This window comes from Streptomyces sp. NPDC021019 (genome assembly GCF_044333295.1).
GTDB lineage: Bacteria > Actinomycetota > Actinomycetes > Streptomycetales > Streptomycetaceae > Streptomyces.
In genome coordinates, this window is sequence record NZ_JBIRQR010000003.1 from 372,961 (window position 1) to 395,541 (window position 22,581).

The following is a 22,581-nucleotide window of genomic DNA, read 5'->3' on the forward strand; positions in this document are numbered from 1 at the left end:
AGCGTCGAGGTAAGCACCTCGTCGATTTCGTTGACACCGATCTGCTTTATGGGACAGAGTTCCCCCGTTCCCCCTCATAGATTTCCGTGGGTCACGGAGTGTGAAACGGCAGTGGACGCGCGAATAGATACGGTGAATTCCTTACCGGCCGGGACGATGGTGGGGGTGTTCCGTCGCCACGTCGTCCGGGCCCCGGAGGCGATCGCGGTTGTCGCCGCTGACGGCACGCTCTCCTACGGTGAGCTCGACGCCCGCGCTTCCGCGGTGGCCGGCGGGTTGCGGGACCGCGGGATCGGACCGGACGACATCGTCGCCGTCGTGATCCCGCGCGGCGCGGACATGGTGGTGGCCGTCGTCGCCGTGCTCGCCGCGGGAGCCGCGTACCTGCCGGTCGACTCCACCCAACCGCCGGACCGGGTGGCTGCCGTGCTCGCCGACGCCCGCCCCGCCCTGGTGCTGACACCGGGGGAGCTGCGGGGGCTGGAGGCCTCCGCGGTGCCCGCCGCCCCGGTGGCGGAGCCGGATCCGGCGTGCGCCGCCTACGTCGTCTACACCTCCGGCTCGACCGGAGAACCCAAGGGGGTGGTCGTTCCCCACGCGGGGATCGCTCATCTCGTCGCGGCGCAACGGGAACGCTTCGGCGCCCGACCGGGCGCCCGGGTGTTGCAGTACGCGTCGGTCGGCTTCGACGTGGCCGTCGCCGACCTCTGCATGGCGCTGCTCACCGGGGCCACGCTCGTTCTCGCGCCGCCCGAGGGCCTTCCGCCCGGCGAACCGTTCGCCCGGTTCATCGCCGAGCACGGCGTCACCCACGTGTGCATGCCGCCGAGCGCGCTCGCCACCCAGCCGGACCTGGCGCTGCCCTCGGTCGCCTGCCTGATCGTCGCGGGGGAGGCCCCGGGCCCGGACCTCGTCGCCCGATGGTCCCCCGGCCGCCGGATGATCAATGCCTACGGCCCGACCGAGACGACGGCCTGCGCCACCATGAGCGCACCGCTCACCGGCGGTTCGGTGGTGCCGATCGGGGCGGCGATCCCCGGCACCGAACTACGGGTGCTGGACGGGACGTGCGCCCCGGCCGCCGAGGGTGAGCTGTACATCGGCGGCGCCGGGGTCGCGCGCGGCTACCTCGGCTGCCCCGGGCCGACCGCGCAACGGTTCGTCGCCGACCCGTGGGGACCGCCCGGGTCGCGCATGTTCCGCACCGGCGACCTGGTACGCGTGCTGCCGGGCGGCGACCTGCTGTTCCTGGGCCGGGCCGACGATCAGGTGAAGATCCGCGGCCACCGGGTCGAACCGGCCGAGGTGGAGGCCGCGCTCGGCGCTCACCCGGCGGTGGCGCGGGCGGCGGTCGTCGCCCGACCCGGACCGCTCGGCGCCTACCTGGTGGGCTACGTGGTGCCGCGCGGGGCGAGCGTGCCTGACCTCCGCGCGCACCTCGCCGAGCGGCTGCCGGCCCACCTCGTCCCGGACCTGATCGAGGTGGTCGGACATTTCCCGTTGACCCCCAACGGGAAACTGGACCGGGACGCGTTCGCCGAGCCCGCGCCGCGGGCGTCGGGCGCGCTCGCCGACGATCTCGCCCGGCTGTTCGCCGAGGTGCTGTCGGTGGATTCGGCCGCGCCGGACGACGACTTCTTCGCCCTCGGCGGCACCTCGCTCATGGCAACCGCGCTGGTCAGCCGGATCCGGCTCGAACTGGCCGTGGAAGCGTCCGTCGCCACCGTGTTCGACGCCTCCACACCCGCCGGACTCGCCGAAGCCCTGTCCGCGACGGCGTCGGCGACCCCGGGGAACCCGGCGACCCCGGTGGACTCGGAGACCTCGACGACCCCGGCGGACCCGGTCGACTCGGCCCGGGGCCGGACATGAACGTCGTCATCGTCGGGGCGGGCATGGCCGGAACGATGCTGGCGATCCGGCTGGCCCGCCGCGGCCACCGGGTGGACGTGGTGGAGCGCCGCGGCGACCCACGCGGCACGGACGGCCCGGACGCCGGGTCGATCAGCGTCGGGCTGTCCGAACGCGGGCGGGCGGCGTTGCGCGACATCGGCCTCCTCGAAAAGGCCCTCGCCGAAGCGGTTCCCATGCGCGGGCGGATCGTCCACCACAGCGGCCGGGTCAGCTACCAGCCCTACGGCGCGGACGACACCGAGGTGCTGCACGCGGTCCGCCGCCACGACCTCAACATCACCCTGCTCGACGCCGCCGCATCGGTTCCCCGGGTGCGGTTGTGGTTCGGGCACCGCGTCACCGGCCTGGCCGGTACCGAGGTGCGGACCCCCACTCGGACGTTCCCGGCGGATCTCGTCGTGGGCGCGGACGGCGCGTACTCGACCGTACGCGCGCACCTGCACCGCCGGGTGCGCGCCGAGTTCCACCAGACGCACCTGGACTGGGGCTACCGGGAGTTCACCGTCCCGGCCGTCGACCGACCGGAGGCCTTGCACGTGTGGCCCGGCCGCCGGGGACTGGTGGTGGCACACCCCAACCCGGACGGATCGCTGACCGGCACCGTGTTCCTGCCGTTCGACGGCGACACCGGATTCTCGGGACTGCGCGACCCCGCGCGGGCCGGGGCGTTCCTGGCCGAGGAGTTCGGCGACCTGACCGATCTCGTACCGGACCTGGTCACGCAGTTCCTCGCGCGGGAACCGGGCACCCTGGTCTCGGTGCGTACCGCGCCGTGGCAGCACGACCGTGTCGTCCTCGTCGGCGACGCCGCGCACGCCGTGTTCCCGTTCTACGGCCAGGGGATGAACGCCGCGTTCGAGGACTGCGCGGTGCTCGACGCGTGTCTCGCCGAGCACGCCCCGGGCGACGCGCTCGCCGCGTTCGAGGCCCGCCGCCGCCCGCACACCGACGTGCTCGCCGAACTGTCCGCGCGTAACTTCGTGGAGCTGCGCGACCGGGTGCGGTCACCGGTGTTCCGGGCCCGCAAACGGATCGACTTCGAGCTGGGCCGCCTGATACCGGGGTGGCGGACGCTGTACGCGATGATCAGCCACAGCAGCCTCCCGTACGGCGACGCGCTCGCCCGGGCCCGCCGCCAGGACCGCCTCCTCGCTGGACTCGCCGGGCTCGGCGGAGTCGCGTTGCTCGCCGCGGCGCGACGGAAGCGGAGCGGGAGATGCTGAGCCACCCGGCAGGTGACGTCGCGCTGTTCGAGCCGGACCACCCGGACCTGCCCGCCGCCGCCGAGGTGGTGCTGGCGTGGGCGCGGTCCTACCTGTGCCGACCCCACCCCGATCTGGGACGGGGCGGCGACGTCTGCCCGTACACGGCCCTCTCGCTGGAACGGGGCGGGCTCTTCCTCGCCGTACACCCCGGCCGGCCGGACCTGCGGGCGGTGATGGCCGCTTACCGCGACTGGTTCCCCGACCTCCCCCCGCGTGAGGGGCCGGGGGCCAGATACCGGACGGTCCTGGTGGTGCTGCCGGACGTCACGCCCGGGGAGATCGACCGCACCCAGCGGGAGCTGAAGCCCGGATTCGTGGAACGCGGCCTGATGATCGGTGAGTTCCACCCGGGACCACCGTCCGCACCCGGTCTCTGGAACGCCGACTTCCGGCCGATGCGCAGCCCGCTGCCGTTGCTGGCGGTGCGGCACATGGTGTCCGCCGACGCGCCGTTCCTACGGGCCGACCCGGAGCAACTGGCCTCGTACCAGAGGCGGTTCGGAGACCGGGGGGCGAGCCGATGACGGTCCCGCTCCCGCCCGGAGCCCGGCGACTGTGGTTCCTGGAGGCGTTCGCCGACGGCGCGCCCCTGCACAACAACCCGGCGGTGTTCCGGTTGGCCGGCCCCGTGTCGGTGGACGCGCTCCGGCGCGCGGCGGATCTGGTGGTGGCCCGGCACCCGGTGCTGCGCACCACGTTCGACGAGGTCGACGGTGACCCGGTCGGGCGGGTGGGTCCGGTGGGCGCCGCGGACGTTGTCATGCGGGCGGTGCAGGCCGCAGACGTCGAGGCGTTCGCGGCGCGGGCCGCACGGGAACCGTTCGACCTGCGCACCGGGCCGTTGTTCCGGATCCGCCTGGGCCGGATCACGCCGACCGACCACATCCTGGTGATCAACACGCATCACGCGGTCGTCGACGGCAGGTCACTGTCGGTGCTGTGCGGGGAGATCAGCGCCCTCTACGCCGACCCGGCCCGGCCACTGCCGGACCCCGGAGCGCCGCCGGACGTCATCGACCACGACCCGTCCCGCCGGGCGTCCGAGCTGGACGGTGTGCCGGACCTGCTCACCCTGCCCACCGACCGGCCCCGCCCGAGGACGCGCGCCTTCCGGGGCCAGTTGCGCCGCCACGCCGTTCCCGAGGGTCTCACCGCGCGGGTCGACGCGCTCGCCCGCGCCACGCGCGCCACCCGGTTCGTCGTCCTGCAGGCCGCGTACGCGGCCACGTTGGGCACGTCGGCGGGTCAGGACGACGTAGTGGTCGCCACCCTGGTGTCCGGGCGGCCGGGCCCGGATTTCGCCGACGTCGTCGGCATGTTCGTGAACCCGGTGCCGCTGCGGATGGGGATCGGCGGTGACCCGACGTTCCGCCGGCTGGTGGCCACGGCCCGCGGCGCGGTAGCGGCGGGACTGGGCGGCGCGGCGGTCCCGTTCGACCGGATCGTCGAGGCGGTCGGCGCCTCCCGCGACCCGAGCCACGCGCCCCTGTGCCAGGCGCACCTCGTGATGCAGGACCCACCCGAGGTGGCGCTCCCCGGCGTGCGGGCCGTCCGGATGCCGCCGGACACGGGCACGGCCGACGTCGACCTCACCGTGATGGTGGAGTCCGGCGGCACGGAGATGGCCGTGGTCACCGAGCACGACACCGATCTGTTCGACGGTGCGACGGTCGACGGTGTCGTCGGGCGGCTGCTGGCCCTGCTGGACCGCGCGTGCGCCGACCCCGATCGCCGGTTGTCGGCGTTGACGGCGAGAACTTCGGCCGCCGCGTCGGTGGCCGGGCCGGCCGGTGCTCCGGCGCCGTCGACCGCGCTGGAGCTGATCCGGTTCGGCGCGGACGGCCTCGCGGTGGGGGAGTTGCCCTACGCCGAGCTGGAGCGCCGTTCGGCGGCGCTGGCCTCGGTGCTGCGGGCGAAGGGCGCCGGGCCGGAGGTGTGGGTCGCGGTGGACCTGCCGCGCGGCCCGGACCTGGTGGTGGCCATCCTAGGGATCTGGCGGGCGGGCGCGGTGTACGTGCCGGTGGAACCGCTGTGGCCCGAGCCGAGGCGCCGGGCCGTCACCGGGGCCGCCCGCGTCGTGCTGACCGGGATCCCGGACCTGCCGGAGGAGTTCGAGCGCGTCGAACCCGGAATCGCCCCCGAGTCACTGGCGTACGTGTTCCACACGTCGGGGTCGACCGGCCGCCCGAAGGCGGTGGGCGTGCCGCACCGGGCGGTGGCCGGGATGCTGGCCCGGTCGACGGCGTTGGTGGGGCTGGCCGCCGGGGACGTGGTGGCGGCCATGACCTCCCCGGCGTTCGACATCTCGGTGTGGGAACTGGTGGCGCCGCTGACGGCGGGCGCCCGGGTGGCGCCGGTACCGCCGGAGATCGTCCGGGACGGTCCCGCGCTGGCGCGGTTTCTGAGGGCCGAGGCGGTCACGGTCGTCCAGGTCACCCCGTCGGTGTGGGCGGTGCTGGCGGCGGCCGGGGGCGTTCCGGAGTGTGTGCGGGTCCGGGTGTCGATCGGGGAGGTGCTGACGCCGGAGCTTGCCGGGTCGCTGGGCGGGGCCGCGCTGTGGAACGCGTACGGCCCGACCGAGACGACGATCTGGTCGACCGCCCAACGGGTGCGTGGAGGCAGCCGGTTCGGCATCGGCGACCCGCTCGACGGCGTGGCCCTGCATCTGCTGAACGCGGGCCTGCGACCGGTGGACGACGACGTGGTCGGCGAGGTGTACCTGGGTGGGTTCCCGGTGGCGCGCGGCTATCTCGGCGCACCCGGCCGGTCCGCGACGAGGTTCGTCGCCGACCCGTTCTCACCGGTCCCCGGCGCGCGCATGTACGCGACGGGCGACCTGGCGCGGCGTCGGCCGGACGGTCGCGTGGAGTTCGTCGGGCGGGTGGACGCGCAGCTCAAGGTACGTGGTCACCGGGTGGAACCGGCCGAGGTGGAGGCGGCGCTGCGCACGGATCCGGAGGTCGCCGACGCCCGTGTGGCCGGTGACGGCGACCGCCTGGTGGCCTACGTGATCCCGGCCGCGGGGCGTCCCCACTGGCCGGGAGTGCGGGAGCGGCTGGGCCGTGTCCTCCCCGCCTACCTGGTGCCGTCGGCGATGGTGACCGTGGACGCGTTCCCGTTGACCAGCTCCGGAAAACTGAACGTACGCGCTCTGCCCCCACCGGCGGAGGACGTCACCGCATCTGCCCCCCACCCGGGCCTGGAGACCACGCTCGCGGAGATCTTCGCGCGCCTGCTGGCTCGCCCGGTCAACCGTGACGACGACTTCTTCCTCTCCGGCGGCCATTCCCTGGCGGCGGCGAAGGCCGTTGCCAGGATCAGGGCGACGGTAGGCGTGGAGGTGACGATCAGAACCCTGTTCGCCAACCCCACGGTCGCCGCCCTGGCCGCCGCGATCGACGCGGACCGGGGAAGTACCGGTAGTCCGGACGGCTGCGGGGCGGTGCCCGCTTCACCAGGACGGCTCTCCGGCCCGCAGCACGGACTCTGGATCATCCACCGGACGGGTCAGGACAACGGCGCCTACGTCGTGCACGCCGCCGTCCGGCTGGAGGGCGCGCTCGACGAGGCGGAGCTGCGCGCCAGGTTCGCCCACACCCTGGCCGTCCATCCCGCCCTGCGATCGGCGATCGTCGTCCAGGACGACACTCCGCGGCTGATCGCGGAGCCCTGCACGGACGAGCTGCCGGCGAGGGCCTGGCGCACCACCGACCTGAGCGCCCACGCGGACCCGTGGCCGGAGGCCGAACGCCTCGCCGCCCGGGACGCCGACCACCCGTTCGACCTGACCCGGCGCCCGTTGGTGCGGGCCCACCTGATCAGAACCGCCCCCACGACGCATCTCCTGACGATCACCGCTCACCACATCATCTGCGACGACGCATCGATGGCGATCCTGCTGACGACCCTGACCACCGCGGAGCCGGCCGCCTCCCCACCCCTGCCCGGTGCCATGGACGTCCGGGGGCCGGAGGCCGCGCTCGGCACGAGGACCGACGCACGGGAACTACCGGTCCCCACACCGGCAGCCGTGGGCCCACGGCAACGAACCACCCAATTCTGGGCCGAAACGCTCCGTGACGCCCCATCCGCCTGCGGCCCCTCGCCGGACCACCCGTACGGCATGCCCTGGGCACCCACGCCGGGCGGATCGCCGCACCCGGAATCCGGGCCGGTCCCCGCTCACCCCCGCCGCGCGGGCGCCGGCCCCGGCGCCACCCACCGGTTCACCGTCCCGGCCGGGCTCGCCCGCCGATTCGCCACCTGGTGCCGGGGCGAGCGGGCCACCACCTTCGCCGGTCTCCTCGCCGTCCACGCCATCGTCTCCTCCACCCGGGACGGTGGCGGGGACCTCGTCGTCGGCGCCCCGGTCAGCACCCGTCCGGCCGGGTGGGACGACGTGATCGGCATGTTCGTCACGACCCTCCCGCTCCGGCTCCGCACGGACAACCGAGCCACCCCCCGCGACCTGCTCGCCGACGCCACCGGGGTGGTGGCCGACGCGATGGACCACGCCGACATGTCCCTGGCCGACATCCTCACCACGGTCCCCACTCCCCAGGAGGACCACCCCCTCTTCCGGACGATGCTGGTCCTCAACCGCGATCAGGCCCCCGTCACCTTCACCGGCCTGACCACCACCCCGCTGCCGATCGACCGCGCCACCAGCCGTTTCGACCTCACCCTCCACATCAGGGAGCGCGAGGGCGACTGGCCCGCCCTCATCGACTACCGCACCGACCGGTACGAGGCGGACACGATCACCAGGATCGCCGACCAGGTGCTGGCGGTCATGGAGGCGGTGACCCGCCACCCCGGTCTGCCCCTGAGCCACCTGGACCTGTTGTCCCCGGCCGACAACGCCGTCCACACCGCCCTCGGCACCCGGTCCGAGGCGGCCTTTCCCGGTGGACCGGACACGCCGTCAACTGGCCCGGGCTCCTCCGGTGGACCGGACACGCCGTCCACCGGCCCGGCCGCCCCCGCGCGACCGGCGGCCACGACCGTCGTGGACCTGATCGCGGCCCAGACCGCCCGGACTCCTGACGCCATCGCCGTCCTCGACCTCGCCGCCACCCCCCTTACCTACCGCGACCTGGACCGCAGATCCTCAGCGGTCGCCCGCCACCTGCGCGAGGCCGGCATCCGGAGCGAGGACCCGGTCGCGATCACCATCCCGTCCAGCGCCGACGCGATCATCGCGATCCTCGGCGTGCTCAAGGCGGGCGGATGCTTCGTCCCCATCGACCCCGCCCAGCCGCCCTCCCGCCAACACGCCCTGATCGCCGCCGGCGGTGCGAGGACCGTCCTGACCCGCGACGCCCTCCCCGCCACCGGCCACCACGAACCGACGCTCCTCCACCCGTCCCAGCTCGCCTACGTCGTCCACACCTCCGGCTCCACCGGCGAACCCAAGGGTGTCGAGGTACAGCACGACACGCTCCTCAACCTCACCACCGCGTTCATCGCCGAACACGGCCTCACCGCCGCGCACCGCCTCCTCATGGTCCCGCCCCCGCACTTCGACGCGGCGTTCGGCGACATCTTCCCGGTCCTCGCGGCCGGGGCCACCCTGGTCATCCACCCCGACCCGGGCGGACTCACCGGAGCGGACCTCCTCCGGCTCTGCGTCGAGCACCGGGTCTCCGCGGTGGACACGGCGGCCCCCCTCTGGCAGCGCTGGGTGGCCGATCTCGCCGGGGAACGCCTGCCGTTGGAGTTCCTGATGGTCGGCGGCGACATCGTGCCGGCGGCGACCGTCCGCGCGTGGGCGCAGCACGGCATCCCCCTCCACAACCACTACGGTCCGACGGAAGCCACCGTCTGCGCGACCAGCCACCGCACCGTCGACGGCCGCGAGCACCCCTCCCGGCTGCCGATCGGCCGCCCGCTGCGACACGTCCGCGTCCACCTCCTCGACCGGGCTCTGCGCCGGGTCCCCGTCGGCGTGGTCGGCGAGGTCTACATCGGAGGGCGGGCGCCCGCCCGGGGGTACCGGGGAAACCCGGCCGCGACCGCCGCGGCGTTCCTCGCCGACCCGTACGGCGACCGCCCCGGCGCCCGCATGTACCGGACCGGCGACCTCGCGAGGTTGAACCGGCACGGCACGCTCGAGTTCGTCGGCCGGGCCGACGACCAGGTGAAGATCCGCGGCAACCGGGTGGAGCCGGGGGAGGTGGCGGCCGTGCTCGCCGCCCACCCGGCCGTCGCGGAGGCCGTGGTGGTGGCCCGCGGGGACCGCCTCATCGGCTACGTCGGCACCACGGCCTTGACGGCTCCGACCGGGAACGCTGCCGGTCCGGCCTTGACGGCTCCGACCGGGAACGCTGCCGGTCCGGCCCCGACCGCACCCACCGGGAACACTCCCGCCCCGACCACCCCCGATGCGCGGGTCGCCGTCCCGGACGTTCCCGGTCTACGCGCCTTCTGCGCCGACCGCCTGCCCGCCCATCTCGTGCCGGACACCGTGGTCGTCCTCGATGCCCTTCCCACCACGAGCACCGGCAAGGTCGACAGAACCGCCCTTCCCGAGCCCCCCACCGGCCCCTCCCTCCCGGCGGATCCGCCCCGGACCGCCACCGAGCGAGCCGTCGCCGCCATCTGGGCCACCGTTCTCGACCGGTCCGACGTGGACCGCACCGCGGATTTCTTCGCCGTCGGCGGGCACTCGCTCATCGCCGCCCACGTCCTCGCCGCCGTCCGCGACCGCCTCGGCGTCACGGTGCCGATGCGCACCCTGTTCACCGCCCCCACCGTGGCGGCGTTCGCGGCAGCCATCGACGACGGTGCCCCGCCGGACCTGCCCACGGTCGACCGGTTGCGCGCCGACGCCGTCCCCCCACCCGAGATCCGTCCACGTACCGTCCACGCACCCAACATCCCCTCGGTCGGCACGCCGCGCCGGATCCTGCTCACCGGCGCCACCGGCTTTCTCGGCCGCCACCTCCTCGACCAGCTCCTGGCCCGGACCGACGCCGAGGTCCACTGCCTCGTCCGCCAGGGTTCGGTCGATCGGCTGCCGGTCACCGACCGCGTGATCCCGGTGCCCGGCGACCTGACCGCACCCGGCCTCGGCCTGTCCACGGAGGATCACGACACCCTCACGACCGTGGACGCGATCTACCACAACGCCGCCGTTCCGCACTTCGCCGCGTCCTACGACGCCCTCAAACCCGCCCACGTCGACGCCACCGCCACGATCCTGCGCCTGGCCGACGACAGCGGCGCCCCGCTGCACCTGATCTCCACCCTCGGCGTCTTCCTCGGTGACGCCCACGACGGCCGCCTCGTCACCGAGGCCGACACTCCCACCGACCCGAGCGGCCTCACCAGCGGCTACGACCTCAGTAAATGGGTGGCCGACGCCATGGCCGTCGCCGCCCGCGGCCACGGTCTGCCCGTCTCGATCCACCGCATCGCGGCCATCGTCGGCGACACCGCCACCGGCGCCGCCGACCCGCGCTCCGCGTTCAGCCGCTGGCTCACCGGATGCGTCGCCGCCGGCGCCGTCCCGGACACCACCGAGGTGCTGGACATGGTGCCCGTGGACACGGTGGCCGCGGCGGTCGTCGCGCTCTCACAGGCCCCGGACCTCCTGGGCCGGGACCACCACTACCACGGAGACGGCGGCCTCACCCGTGCCGCCCTCGCCGCCGCGCTCACCTCGGCCGGTCACCCGGTCGAGGTGGTGCCGTACCACCGATGGCGGGAGCGGATGCTCGCCGACCCGGCCGGGCCCTTCGCCCCGCTCGCCTTCTCCCTGTCCGAACACCCCCGACCGCACCCGCGGTTCGACTGCTCCCGCACCTGGGCCGCCGCGGCCGGGGCGGGGGTGGGGTTCCCCCCGGCCGACGAGCGAATGCTGCGCAGGCACCTGGACTTCCTCGCCGGTGCCGGCGCGCTTTCCGGAAATGGATGATCATGCCCTTGTCCGAACAGTCCTCTGGTGTCCCGGCCCCGGTGGCGGACCGGCTCGGCGCGGCCGGGTACCGGGCCATGATCGCCGGGGTCCGGCTCGGGGTGTTCACCGCGCTGGAAGCCGGACCGCTGTCCGTCGAGGAGCTGGCCACCACGATCGGCGGTGACCCGGCCGGGGTGCGCAGCCTGGTGAACGTGCTGGTGACCTTCGGCTACCTGCGGCACGACGAGGACGGGGTCACGACCGCCGTGAAGCCCGGACCGGTGGACGCCGAACTGTTCTGGCACGAGGTCCTGTTCGAGCACTGGGCCGACATCGAGGACACCATCCGTACCGGCACGCCCCGCCGCGGCTTCTACAGCTGGCTGGAGCGCCCCGCCTCCGGGGCCCGCCTGCGCCGGATGCTCGCCGTCGCCGCCGTGGACCTGGCCGACGACATCGCCGCCGCGCTGCCCCCCGCGGCGACCGTCCTGGACATCGGGGGCGGCCACGGCGACCACGCCGTCGAACTGTGCCGCCGGCGCCCGGGCGTGCGGGTCACCGTCTTCGATCGGCCCGGGACGATCACGGCCCTCCGCGAGGACGCCCCGCCGGGCCGGGTGACGGCGCGGGCGGGCGACTACCTCACCGACGACCTGGGTTCCGGCCACGACCTGGTACTGCTGTTCAACGTCCTGCACGGCCACCGCCCCGAGGAATGCCGCGAACTGTTCCGGCGCGCGGCGAAATCGTTGTCCCCCACCGGAAGCATCGCCATCCTCGACCACGACCGGCAACCACCGGCCGAACTGGGCCCGGCCGCGGGCGGGTACCTCGCCATGTTCGACCTGACCCTGTGGCAGGGCCACGCCGGCGGCGTGCACCGCTACACCGACCTCGCGGCATGGCTGGGCGAGGCCGGGCTCACCGAGACGCGGGTCGTGCCGCTCACCGCGTCCCCGCTGGAGAAGCTGCTGATCGCCGGTCGGCCGGCGTGACGGCCGACCCGTACCCGGGCTACGCCTGGTTGCGCGAGCACGAACCGGTCTGCCCCGTCGGAGGCCCGCACGTCCCGGGCCGGATGTGGCTGGTGACCCGGTACGACGACGTCCGCGCCTGCCTGGCCGACCGCCGCCTGGGCAGCCGCGCCCCGGTCGATCCCGACCCGCACCCGCCCGGTCTGTCCCATCTCGACGATCCCGGACACGCCAGGCTGCGTCGGCTCGTCGCCGCGGCGTTCACCCCCGCCGCCGTGTCCCGCCTGCGCGATCGCACCGCCCTGACCTGCGCGCACGCCGTCGAGTCGTTCGCCGGGCGGGGACGCGCGGACCTCGTCGCCCAGTACACCCGGGAGGTCCCGGTCGCCGTCGTGCACGACCTGCTCGGCGTCCCGGAAACCGAGCGCGCACCCGCCGCCGACGTGCTGGACATGTGGTACCGCGCGAAGTTCCAGCAGCCGCGCGACGAGGTGAAGCTGGCCGAGTTGCTGGGCTACGTCCGCCGACTGGTGGCCTACAAACGATCGCACCCGGGGGACGACCTGCCGACACGGTTGATCGAGTCGGGCGCGCTGACCGGGGACGAGCTGGAGGTGATGGTCATGACGCTGATCGGCGCCGGCCACATCACCACGATCCAGTTCCTCGGTACCACCATCCTGCGCCTGCTCGGCCACCCCGGCCGGCGGGCCGCGCTGCTCGGCGGCGACATCGACTGGTCCCGGGCGATCAACGAGCTGCTGCGTCTGGACTCGCCGTCGCACGTGGCGGAGTACCGGTACGCGGGTGAGGACATGAAGATCGCGGACACCCGCGTGGCAGAGGGTGACGTGGTGCTGCTTTCGCTGGCGGCGGCGAACCGCGACCCGAACCGGTTCCCCGACCCCGGCGCCCTGGACCTCACCCGTGACGCCCGCCCGCACCTGGCGTTCGGCCACGGCGCGCACACCTGCCTGGGCAGCCATCTGGTGAAGCTGGAGACGGAGATCGCGATCACCACGTTGTTCGGCCGTCTGCCGGACCTGACGCTGGACATCCCGACCGGCGAGGTCGCCTGGGGCTACGCCCCGACGTTCCGCGGCCCACAGGCCCTGCCCGTCACCTTCACCCCCTCCCCGGGCCGACCCCCCCGTCCCCGCTGAGACGCCCTTCTCCAGCGAGGGGTGCGTGCCGCACGGACAGCGGCGTACATCCGGCGGGCGCCGCCCCGGGGCTCAGCCTCCTTCGAGTTCCCGGCGCACGGTGGCGGCGATGCGGGTCAGCGCGGCTTCGAGGTGGCGGCGCTGGGCGGCGCTGAGCGGATCGAACACGAGTCGCTTCACCTGCGCGACGTGTTCCGGTGCGCTCTCGACGAGCTTCTGCCGGCCGGCGTCGGTGAGGGAGGCGAGGGTGTACCGGCCGTCGCCGGGGTCGGTTCGACGGGCGACCCAGTCGCGAGCCTCGAACCGGTCCATCACCTTCGACAGCCGGGGCTGGGTGCTGTCACAGAGCCGGGCCAGTTCGCTGAGCCGCATGGTGGCCTCGTCGGCCATGGCGAGTTGGGCCAGGACGCCGTACTCGAAGTTGGAGATCCCGGCGTCCCGCTGCAGTTGACGGTCGAGGGCCGCCGGGAGGGCGATGACGACCGTGAGGAGCGCCTGCCAGAGGTCCTGCTGGTCGTCGTCGAGCCAGGGTGACTGAGTGTCCATGCGTCTCATCATACTTGCCCAGGAAAGTTCCATCACTTGCCCGGGCAACCCTGTGTGGGTTACTTTTCCACTTGCTTCGGCAAGTGAAAACACTTTCCTGAGCAAGTGAAGGGTTTCGTTTCCCATGGCGGCCGGGCGAGCCGCCCGGCCGATGCCCGGTCGTGCGACCGCCGGATCCCGAGTGCCCCGAAACGCTTCACCGTCCCGCCCGACCACCCCGTCCGTGGGCGGCGGCGTCAACACACCCTGGAGGAAAGTGCCGTGAAGGCCATACGTTTCCACGAGTTCGGCGGCAGCGAGGTCCTGCGCCACGAGGACATCGAGCGTCCGCTCCCCGGCGCCGGTCAGGTGCTGGTACGGGTGGCGGCCACGTCGTTCAACCCGGTCGACGACCACATCCGCGCCGGCTTCCTGGCCGAGATGATCCCGATCGCCTTCCCGTACGTCCCAGGCCTCGACCTGGCGGGCACCGTGGCCGAACTCGGTGCGGACGTGACCGGCCCGGAGGTCGGCGACCGCGTCGTGGCCATGCTGCCCCTCGACTCCGCCGGTGGCGCCGCCGAGTACGTGCTCGTCCGGGCCGAGTCACTCGCCCCGGCGCCCCGGACGACCGAACTGGTGGACGCCGCGGCGCTGCCGCTGTCCGGGCTGGCGGCCTGGCAGACGCTGTTCGAGCTCGCCGAGCTGAAGTCCGGTCAGACCGTGCTGGTCAATGGAGCGGGGGGCGCGGTCGGCAGTCTCGTGGTGCAGCTCGCCGTCGACGCGGGAGCGCACGTGACGGCGGTCGACGCACCGCGGCACGCCGACCGCCTGCGGGGTTACGGTGCGGACCGGGTGGCCGGTCCCCTCGACCTAACCGCGGGCCCGGGCGCCGTGGGCGGCCCCCTTCCAGGTCGTGGTGAACCACGTTCGTGTCTCGCCGGAGGAGCTGGCGCGGTTGACGAGCTACGTCGCCGACGGCGGGGTATCCGCCAGTACGGCCGGCCCGGTCCCGGAAGACCCCGCCCGGGGGGTGCGCAGCACGAGCCTGTGGGTCCGCAGCGACGGAGCCCAGCTGGCCGAGCTGGTCGCCAAGGTGGATGCCGGCAAGCTCCGGGCCCACGTCGCCGCCCACCGCCCGGTGGCCGAGCTGGCCGCCGTCCATGAGGACGCCGGCGCCGGGCGGCTGCCCGGCAAGACGGTCGTACTCGCTCCCTGACCGCACCCGAGCGGGCCGCACGCTGTCCGCTGTCCGCTGTTCGCTCCCGCTCCTCACGCCGGACGTTCCCCCCCCGTTGCTCCGGCGGGTCCCTCGACGCGGAGAACCGGACCTCGGCGCCCCGGCGGGCACACCTTCCGGGGCGCCCGCCGCAGGACGTCGGGGAGGGGGTCCGAACCCGTTGTCACCGGGGCCGCCTAGAGTCTCTCCCACTCGTCACGGTGCGTTGCCGTCGACGGGTCTCATCAGCGTGCCACCGGGTTCGGCGGCCGTTCGGCAACAGGGGAGAACAGCGCATGGGGTGGGTGTCGGCAGGCGACTACGAAGTCGCTCTGGAGGCGGGCAAGATGGTCTGCCGCAACGGGAAGGGGCGGCGGCTGAAGTCCGTTCCGGCCAAGTTGAAGGACGATCCGGCGGTCGTGGGTCTCCGGCAGTTGACCGAGTGGATGGAGCGGCACGAACGCCGGTGCCTTACCGACGTCGAGCAGTGGATGGTGCGCTCGCTGCCCGTTCCCACGGCCGTGCTCGCCAGGGTCTGGCCCGACCCGGCGTGGCAGGCCGCCCTGCGGGACGTGGTGGTCACCGGCGCGGACGGCGGGGTCGCCGGGTTCCTGCGCGACGTCGATCCCGAGCGCGGTCTCGGCCTCGTCGACCTGGACGGCGACACGGTCCGCATCACCCCGGACGTGGTCAGCGTGGACCACCCCGTGCTCCTCGACGACCTCGACGAACTGCGGGAGTTCGCGGTCGAGCTGGGAGTGCGCCAGAACGTGGAGCAACTGTTCCGCGAGGTGTGGCGCCGCCCGCCGGGCCTCGCCCCGGAGACCACCTCCGTGGATACCTACGCCGGCGGCGTGTTCAAGGAACTGCGCTTCCTGCACGGCCGCGTCACTCAGCTCGGGTACCGGTCACGCGGGGGATACGCGGTCTGCCCGGTGGTCGAGGACGGCGCCACCGCCGAGGCGCGCATCTGGATCGGCGAACACGACGGATACGACGCGTACGACACCGAGACGGGCCCCCTGGGCTGGACGGACCCCGCGGGGCGCGCGCTGACGGCGGCCGAGGTCGGCCCCGTGGCGTGGTCGGAGGGCATGCGGATGGCGGCGGCGCTCTACGCCGGCCGCGACGTCGAGGACGAGGAGCGGGCGGCATGAGCATCACGACGACGGACACGGACGCGAACACGACGGCAGCGCACGCGCACTCCACGGCGGCGGACGCGGCGTCCCTTCCCGGCCAGGCCCGGGGCGGGAGCGCCTCCGATCCCGCCGCCCGGGCCCGCGCGGCAGCCCTGCTGGACGCCGGCGCGATCCTCCCGGCCGGCACCACCGACCGGGACGATGCCGACGCGCTGACCGCCCGCACCTACACGCACACCGCCCTCGGCGACCGCCCCGTGGTCCGCCTCGTGCCCGGCACACTCGGCGAAGCGGAGGACCTGGCCCTGGAGTTCCTCGGGCTGGCCCGGACCGCCGAGGCCCCCGTCGTGGGCCAGGTACGCCGCGAGACGCTGGGCTTCCCGGCCTGGGCGCTGGTCAACGACCCGGCCAACGGGCACCACGCCCTGGCCCTGGTCAAGGACATCGAGCGGCTGGGCCGGCAGGCCAGGAGCCGTGCCGGAGCGGCCAAGGAGGGCTTCGACGCACTCGGCGCCCGCCTCGGCCGGGCCGTGCCCCACTTCCTCCCCACCTACTACGAGCAGGTGGCGCGCCTCTTCCTCCAGGCCGAGAACACCAGCTACGCCGCCTCCTTCTTCGGCAAGGCCCGTGAGGCCGAGCGGGTGCACGGGCTCGCCGTGGACGAGGAGCGGCAGCGCGCTGTCTTCCTGGAGTTCGCCCTCGTCGGCGCGCTGACCGTCAAGGCGCTCCGGCAGTACGTACGGGACTTGGTGGCCCGGCTCGCACCGGCGGACGCCTGGGCGCAGTTCCGCCGTCTGCTGGTCGAGCGCTGTGCGGCCGGCATGCCGCCGTACGCGGCGCTGCCGCAGGACGTGCGCGCGCTGGTCAAGGCCGCCGGTCTGGACCGCGAGGCCGCCGAACGCGAGCTGGTGGCCGATCTGATCGGCTCGCCGGGAGTCGTCCGCGCACCCGCCTCGTTCTGGGAGACCTACCGCTCCTCACTCATCGACCTCGCCCGACGGGACGGGGCAGTGAAGGCCCGGCTCCTGGGCTTCTTCCCGGAGACCTTCGGCGAGAGCGGCCGGGACGCGCACGGCCGACCGGCCTGGCTCGCCCTGCTGGCCGAGTCCGGCGCCGACGAGCTGCTGACCGCCCTCCCGGGCCCCTCCGGCGCCCCGGCGTCCGACTCCGCCACCCTCTCCGCCCTCTCCACCCCGTCCGTCTCCCCGGCGGACTGGCTCGCCGGCTGGGAGGCACACCGCGGGCGAGGCCGGGTCACCTCGGGCCGCTGCCCGGGGACCCTCGGTCTGGTCGCCCGGATGGCGGACCGGCTGCGCGCCGACGGGCACCCCGTCGAACTGTTCCAGGGCCGCTGGCGGCGCACCGCCGACCTGGACCTTCTCGACCTCTGCCTGGCCTCCGGCATTCCCGTCGCCGAGCCGGAAGACGACGACGCGGGGACCGCGCGGTCCCTCGGATTCCCGATCGGCCCGTGGCTCACCGACACCACGCCCGGCGCGCGAGACCTCACCGCCGTCGCCGAACGCCCGTTCTTCCGCGCCCTGCTGAGCCGGAACGTCGGGAACCTGGGCGACGGACACCGCCAGCGCCTGAGCGATGCCGGCCTGGCGAGGGTCGCGGCGCACCCGGTGCTCTCGGTCATCCTGCGGGAGTGGCTGACCGCCCGCGCCGAGGAGTACGCGGCCGCGCGAGGACTTCCCGGGCTGCGCACCGCCCTCAACAGGCTCGAGCCCTTCCGTTCCGTGGTCGCGGACGTCGCTCCGGAAGTCGTACGCCTCATCGAGGGCCACGACGTCGTGCCGCTGCTCGCCTCCACGCTGCGTACCGGCGTCCTCGACGAACTGGGCTGGCCCGCGCTCGACGAGACCTACGCCGAACTGGCGGCCGAGGCCGCGGCCGCCGGGCGTCAGCAACGCAACCGGCGGGAGACGGCCGGCGTCACCGGCGCCTGGCCCGCACTCATCCTGCACACCCTCGAACGGGCCGTCGTCGTCGGCCCGGAAGGCGTCCTGCTGCGGCACACCCTGCGGCTGCCCGCCACCATCGACCACTGGCGGACGATCGCCCTGCGCTACGTCGACGGGGAGTTGCTGGTCATCTGGTGGGAGGACGGCAAGCAGCGCGGCTACTGGTCGCACCGCCCCGCCGAGGTCTTCACCGTCGGTGGCGAGCAACTCCCCCGCTGGGGCGGGTCCGGCCCCTCGGACGAGGTCTGCCTGCCGCTGCCCGGCGGCGGCCGCGCCACCGGCGGCAAGGCCCTGCACGCGGGCGACTCCTCCCTCCCGCCCCAGCGCGCCGTCATCTCCGACGGCACCGGCCACTGGCGCGAGGGCCACCAGGGCACCCAGCGGGTGTGGCTGGAGTACGACCCGGTCGGCGGCACGCACGGTCGCGCGTCCCTCCCCGCCTTCCTCCGCTCCGGGGTGCGCGACGGAGCCCGGCTGCTCGCCGAGCACTGCCAGGTGCTGCCGCTCCAGCCCGGCCTGGAGACCACCCCGTTCGGCACGGACGGCACGGTCCTCGGCCGCTGGGTCCGCCGTACGGTCACCGAGACCGGCACGGCCGCCCCCGCCGACGGGCATCGCATCGTCGCCGGCACCCCCGACGGCCACACGGTCACCCTGCCGCACCCGCTGCCCGGCGGCGGCTCCCCGGTGCCGCTCGGCGCCCTCGCCCTGCCCGGCGGTTCACGCCTGGTCGCGGCCCTGAACCACCGCTCCGTGGAAGCGCACCCGGCGGACACGGACGGCACCGGTGGCCGCCTGTGGTCCGTCACCACCGACTCCTCCGGCGGGAACGACGCGGCGGGCACCCCCTATGTGCCTCCCGTCTCCTACTGGCACGCCCTGCGCCCGAGGGACGAGCGGGGCTCCCTGGCCCTGCGGAACCTGACGGACGCCCGGGCGGAGGAGCTGTTCAACGAGGTCGCCGCCGCGGTCGCCCGGCACCTGGAGGCGTTCCGGGCCGTCGAGGAGTACACCGGGCCGTCCTCGCGGGAGCTGACCGAGGAGGCCGCCGCCCGGGTGCTGCCCGAGGTCTCCGACGCCCGGCTCCTCACCGGCGTCACCGCGCTCGTCCGCAACGCGGTGGACCGGGCTGTCTCCGCCGCCCGGTATCTGGAACCGCCCAAGGTCGTTCAGCCGGTCACTCCCCAGGACTCCGCGCGCACCAAGGGCATGTTCTTCGACCACGAGCCCGAGCACGGCGACGACGCGACACTGCGGGACGCCTCCGCCTGGGGCTCCGAGCGGATGCACGGCAGCTGGTGGGGAGGCGGGGAACGGTGGACCGTGATCCGCCAGATCCTCGCCGTCAACCATGTGCTCGGCGGTGGGCCGGCGTTCGGCCCGCCCACCCCGTCGAAGGTCCCGTTCACCCCGGTGGACGGCTGGCAGCGGGACGAGTACACCGTGCCCGGAGAATCCCTCACCTGGCTCTCCCTCCTCGACAAGCTGCCCGAACTGGCCTACCGGGCCGCCTCGGAGACGACCTCGGCCGCGCACCGCGCCGGGCTCCTCGTGCTGCTGGAAGCCCTCGCCGCGGGCCCGCTGGCCGACCCGGCGGGCACGGTCCGGCAGGTGGACCTCGTGGAACCGCTCGGCGGAGCGACGCCCGGGCGGGGGCGCCCCGAGGCCGTCCACCGCCTCGGCCAGGTGCTGCGCAAGGGCGCCCGCACGGTCGTGATCCTGCGCGACCGCGGCCGGAACTCCCGGGACGACAGGGCCTGCTGGCTCGCCCTGGACCACGACCCGACCGGCGCCTTCGGACCCGTTCCCGGCTTCACCCTGGACCGCGAGCGCGTTCACCGACCGGGCATCGCCCGCGACCGGCTCACCCGGCTCACCGCCCTGGTGCGGGAGAAGGGCCCGGCGCCCTGGCGCCCGGAGGCCGTCGAGGCGTTCCACGCGGCCACCGGAATCGGCCCCCTCCAGTCCGCCGCCCTGCTGTCGGCGGCCGTCCAGGAGCCCGGCGCCGAGGCGCTCGCGCTGCTCGGCGCGAAGACACGTGCCTTCGAGGAAGCCGGGGCACGGCTGGACGCCCTGCCGCGCGACGACCGGCACGCCCTGCTCCGGGCGCTGCTGCCCGAGGACCCGGCCGAGCTGTGGTCTGCCGGCCCCGACGTCCGGGCCGCCACCGAGGTCTGGCAGGAGCGCCTGGCCTCCCTCGTCCGCGTCCCCGAGGAGCTGGACCTCGACCTTTCGGGCACCACCCCGGGCGCCGTCGACCTGGTCCTCAACGCGGCCTCCCGGACCTGGCTCGCCCACGGCACCGCCGTCCAGGACGGCACCGGTCGTCCGGGCCCGCGCGTGACGGGCGCACGCGGTACGGTCTCCTCCACCCTGACCGCCCTGCACACCCTCGCCTACACGCTGCCGTACGGGCACCCCCTGCGGGCGCACCTGCCCGTCGGGCTCGCGGCCCTGCGTGGCCGCCTCGCCGACCCGGACCTGGTGCTGGACCTCGGTCTGCACTGGACCGAGTCGGGAGGCCCGATCGGCGCCGCGGTCCGCACCGCCCACGGGCTCCCCGAGTCCGGCGGTGCCGACGCCGACGGACTGGTCCGGGCCGGCACGGCGCTGCTCCTCGCCCCCGGTTACGGCGACAACGAGAAACTGCTGATTCGCCCGGCCGGCCTGGCGGGCCCCGACGACCCGGCGTTCGGCCTGGTCGAGGGCACCGTCGCCCGTCACGGCACCGGCGATCTTCTCGCCCTGCGCGCACTGCTGGGCGAGGAGACCGACGCGCTGGCCTCCGCGGGCGCCCCCGGCGGCTCCCCGTACCACCCGGCCCAGGACCCGACGCGTGCGGTGCCGGACCTGGTGGCAGAGGCGGCGGACGCCCTCGACCTGAGCGCGGACGCCGCCGCCCTCTACCTGATGCTGCTCGCCCTGCCCGACCCCACGGACCGCAACTGCGTCCGCTGGACCGAGTGGAAGCCGGCACGGATCAAGAAGGCCCGGGCGGAACTCGCCGCCACCGACCTCGTCCTGGAGGCCAAGCGCTCCCGCGCCGGCCGCACCCTGTTCCTCCCCTGCGGCTGGCTGGAACGCGGCGCCCCCGGACTGCCGCTGGAGACCTGGAAGGAACGCCTGTACCCGGTGGCCGGGTCAACCCGGACCCTGCCCCACCTCTCCGTGCCCGCGCTGTACGAGGCCGCCTGGACACGGGTCCGCGACGGCGACGCCCCCGCCTTCGAAGAACTGGACACCCGCGCACCCCGGAAGGGCCGCCGTCGATGACGAACGACACCACGACCACCATGACCACCACGACCACCTCGGAAGGCACCACCACGGGCGGCATCCCGGGCCGGGCGGCGGCGCCCGGCCGGGAGCACCGCCAGATCACGCTCCCCGAGGACCGGTACGCCACCGAGCTGGCCTTCCTCGCCGCCCACGACCCCGGCCCCCGGCCGCCCGGCTGGCTGCTCACCCCGCGCGCCGTCGTGACCTTCGTGACAGGCAGCGCGGGCGAGCCACTGGGCCTGCCGAAGGGCGCCGCCCCTGGTGCCGGGGTGCCGCGCCGCCTGGTGATCGAGCAGAAGTTCGTCGGCGAACGCGCCCTGGTCGAACGGTGCGTGGTCACCCTCGCCGGGGAGCGCGGACTTCTCCTCGTGGGCGAACCCGGCACCGCCAAGTCCATGCTCTCCGAACTGCTGTCGGCAGCCGTCTGCGGGACCAGCGCGCTCACCGTGCAGGGGACCGCGGGCACCACCGAGGACCAGCTCAAGTACGGCTGGAACTACGCGCTGCTGCTCGCCCAGGGCCCCACCGAGCAGGCCCTGGTGCCCTCCCCGGTACTCACCGCCATGACCCGGGGGGCCGTCGCCCGCGTCGAGGAGGTCACCCGTTGCCTGCCGGAGGTCCAGGACGCTCTCGTCTCGCTGCTCTCCGAGCGGCGGATCGCCGTCCCCGAACTCGCGGGAAGCGAGGGCGCCCAGGTGCACGCGGCCCCCGGGTTCACCCTCATCGCCACCGCCAACCTGCGGGACAAGGGCGTCTCGGAGATGTCCGCCGCGCTGAAGCGTCGCTTCAACTTCGAGACCGTGGGCCCCATCGGGGACGTGGACGCCGAGACCGCGCTCGTACGGCGCCAGTCGCGGGCAGCGGTCGAACGCGTGGGCGCCGCCTACCAGGTGGACGACGCGGTCCTCGAAGCCCTGGTCACCGCCTTCCGGGACCTGCGCGACGGCCTGTCCGTGGAGGGCTGGGAGGTGGAGCGCCCCTCCACGGTGATGAGCACGGCGGAGGCGGTCTCCGTCGCGGGCTCCCTCGGCCTCGCCGCCGCGTACTTCCCCGGCGACCGGGACGTGCTCTCCCTCCTGCCCGGCCACCTGCTCGGGGTCGTCCGCAAGGACGACCCCGCCGACGCGGCACGGCTGCTGGGGTACTGGGACGGCCCGGTGCGCAGGCGCGCCGAGCAGGGGTCGGCCACCTGGCGTGCCCTGTGGGACCTGCGAGCGGTGCTGGAGAACTGAC

General features: G+C 74.4%; 12 protein-coding genes and 1 pseudogene. 11 read left to right on the forward strand and 2 right to left on the reverse strand.

The window, feature by feature from the left end:
• Positions 1–156: 156 nt before the first annotated feature.
• The 6 genes from ACH4RG_RS19150 to ACH4RG_RS19175 are packed head-to-tail and all read left to right on the forward strand — an operon-like array spanning position 157 to position 13,216.
• Complete coding sequence (locus ACH4RG_RS19150; RefSeq protein ID WP_397918103.1) at positions 157–1,872, forward strand: non-ribosomal peptide synthetase; 1,716 nt, start codon at positions 157–159, stop codon at positions 1,870–1,872.
• Complete coding sequence (locus tag ACH4RG_RS19155) at positions 1,869–3,137, forward strand: FAD-dependent oxidoreductase (RefSeq protein ID WP_398539870.1); 1,269 nt, start codon at positions 1,869–1,871, stop codon at positions 3,135–3,137. The genes ACH4RG_RS19150 and ACH4RG_RS19155 overlap by 4 nt, the downstream gene beginning before the upstream one ends.
• On the forward strand, positions 3,131–3,703 hold the full coding sequence (locus ACH4RG_RS19160) for a DUF6875 domain-containing protein (RefSeq protein ID WP_397917561.1): 573 nt from the start codon (positions 3,131–3,133) through the stop codon (positions 3,701–3,703). The genes ACH4RG_RS19155 and ACH4RG_RS19160 overlap by 7 nt, the downstream gene beginning before the upstream one ends.
• Complete coding sequence (locus ACH4RG_RS19165) at positions 3,700–11,097, forward strand: amino acid adenylation domain-containing protein (RefSeq protein WP_398539871.1); 7,398 nt, start codon at positions 3,700–3,702, stop codon at positions 11,095–11,097. The genes ACH4RG_RS19160 and ACH4RG_RS19165 overlap by 4 nt, the downstream gene beginning before the upstream one ends.
• A gap of 2 nt (positions 11,098–11,099) precedes the next feature.
• A complete protein-coding gene (locus ACH4RG_RS19170; RefSeq protein WP_397917563.1) occupies positions 11,100–12,074 on the forward strand; it encodes a methyltransferase in 975 nt (324 codons plus the stop codon).
• Positions 12,071–13,216 carry a cytochrome P450 gene (locus ACH4RG_RS19175; protein ID WP_398162748.1) on the forward strand — a complete coding sequence of 382 codons (1,146 nt, stop codon included), beginning with the start codon at positions 12,071–12,073 and terminating at the stop codon, positions 13,214–13,216. Before ACH4RG_RS19170 ends, ACH4RG_RS19175 begins: the two co-directional genes overlap by 4 nt.
• A gap of 72 nt (positions 13,217–13,288) precedes the next feature.
• Here ACH4RG_RS19175 and ACH4RG_RS19180 read toward each other — a convergent pair whose 3' ends face one another.
• A complete protein-coding gene (locus tag ACH4RG_RS19180; protein ID WP_397917565.1) occupies positions 13,289–13,762 on the reverse strand; it encodes a MarR family winged helix-turn-helix transcriptional regulator in 474 nt (157 codons plus the stop codon).
• Positions 13,763–14,122: 360 nt separating this feature from the next.
• Between ACH4RG_RS19180 and ACH4RG_RS19185 the strand changes: the two are divergent.
• Positions 14,123–14,305: pseudogene (locus ACH4RG_RS19185) on the forward strand (alcohol dehydrogenase catalytic domain-containing protein); the annotation flags it as partial.
• Positions 14,306–14,347: 42 nt separating this feature from the next.
• Here the strand turns inward: ACH4RG_RS19185 and ACH4RG_RS19190 are convergent.
• Positions 14,348–14,536: a hypothetical protein gene (locus ACH4RG_RS19190; RefSeq protein WP_398540040.1), complete on the reverse strand. Its 189-nt coding sequence runs from the start codon at positions 14,534–14,536 to the stop codon at positions 14,348–14,350.
• A gap of 163 nt (positions 14,537–14,699) precedes the next feature.
• On the opposite strand from ACH4RG_RS19190, the gene ACH4RG_RS19195 reads away from it, so the two are divergent.
• The 4 genes from ACH4RG_RS19195 (at position 14,700) to ACH4RG_RS19210 (ending at position 22,580) form a co-directional block, all read left to right on the forward strand.
• Complete coding sequence (locus ACH4RG_RS19195; RefSeq protein WP_398539872.1) at positions 14,700–14,960, forward strand: zinc-binding dehydrogenase; 261 nt, start codon at positions 14,700–14,702, stop codon at positions 14,958–14,960.
• Positions 14,961–15,256: 296 nt separating this feature from the next.
• A complete protein-coding gene (locus ACH4RG_RS19200) occupies positions 15,257–16,117 on the forward strand; it encodes a DUF4132 domain-containing protein (protein ID WP_397917567.1) in 861 nt (286 codons plus the stop codon).
• Positions 16,114–21,342, forward strand: a complete 5,229-nt coding sequence (locus tag ACH4RG_RS19205) for a hypothetical protein (protein WP_398539873.1) — start codon at positions 16,114–16,116, stop codon at positions 21,340–21,342. The genes ACH4RG_RS19200 and ACH4RG_RS19205 overlap by 4 nt, the downstream gene beginning before the upstream one ends.
• Complete coding sequence (locus tag ACH4RG_RS19210) at positions 21,339–22,580, forward strand: AAA family ATPase (protein ID WP_398162746.1); 1,242 nt, start codon at positions 21,339–21,341, stop codon at positions 22,578–22,580. Before ACH4RG_RS19205 ends, ACH4RG_RS19210 begins: the two co-directional genes overlap by 4 nt.
• Position 22,581: the final 1 nt, after the last annotated feature.

Bases quoted from the DNA above. Each gene is read 5' to 3' on its own strand.
- ACH4RG_RS19210 (WP_398162746.1), top strand. From the start codon at position 21,339: ATGACGAACGACACCACGACCACCATGACCACCACGACCACCTCGGAA.
- ACH4RG_RS19150 (WP_397918103.1), top strand. From the start codon at position 157: ATGGTGGGGGTGTTCCGTCGCCACGTCGTCCGGGCCCCGGAGGCGATC.
- ACH4RG_RS19205 (WP_398539873.1), top strand. From the start codon at position 16,114: ATGAGCATCACGACGACGGACACGGACGCGAACACGACGGCAGCGCAC.
- ACH4RG_RS19200 (WP_397917567.1), top strand. From the start codon at position 15,257: ATGGGGTGGGTGTCGGCAGGCGACTACGAAGTCGCTCTGGAGGCGGGC.
- ACH4RG_RS19155 (WP_398539870.1), top strand. From the start codon at position 1,869: ATGAACGTCGTCATCGTCGGGGCGGGCATGGCCGGAACGATGCTGGCG.
- ACH4RG_RS19180 (WP_397917565.1), bottom strand. From the start codon at position 13,762: ATGGACACTCAGTCACCCTGGCTCGACGACGACCAGCAGGACCTCTGG.
- ACH4RG_RS19170 (WP_397917563.1), top strand. From the start codon at position 11,100: ATGCCCTTGTCCGAACAGTCCTCTGGTGTCCCGGCCCCGGTGGCGGAC.
- ACH4RG_RS19165 (WP_398539871.1), top strand. From the start codon at position 3,700: ATGACGGTCCCGCTCCCGCCCGGAGCCCGGCGACTGTGGTTCCTGGAG.
- ACH4RG_RS19160 (WP_397917561.1), top strand. From the start codon at position 3,131: ATGCTGAGCCACCCGGCAGGTGACGTCGCGCTGTTCGAGCCGGACCAC.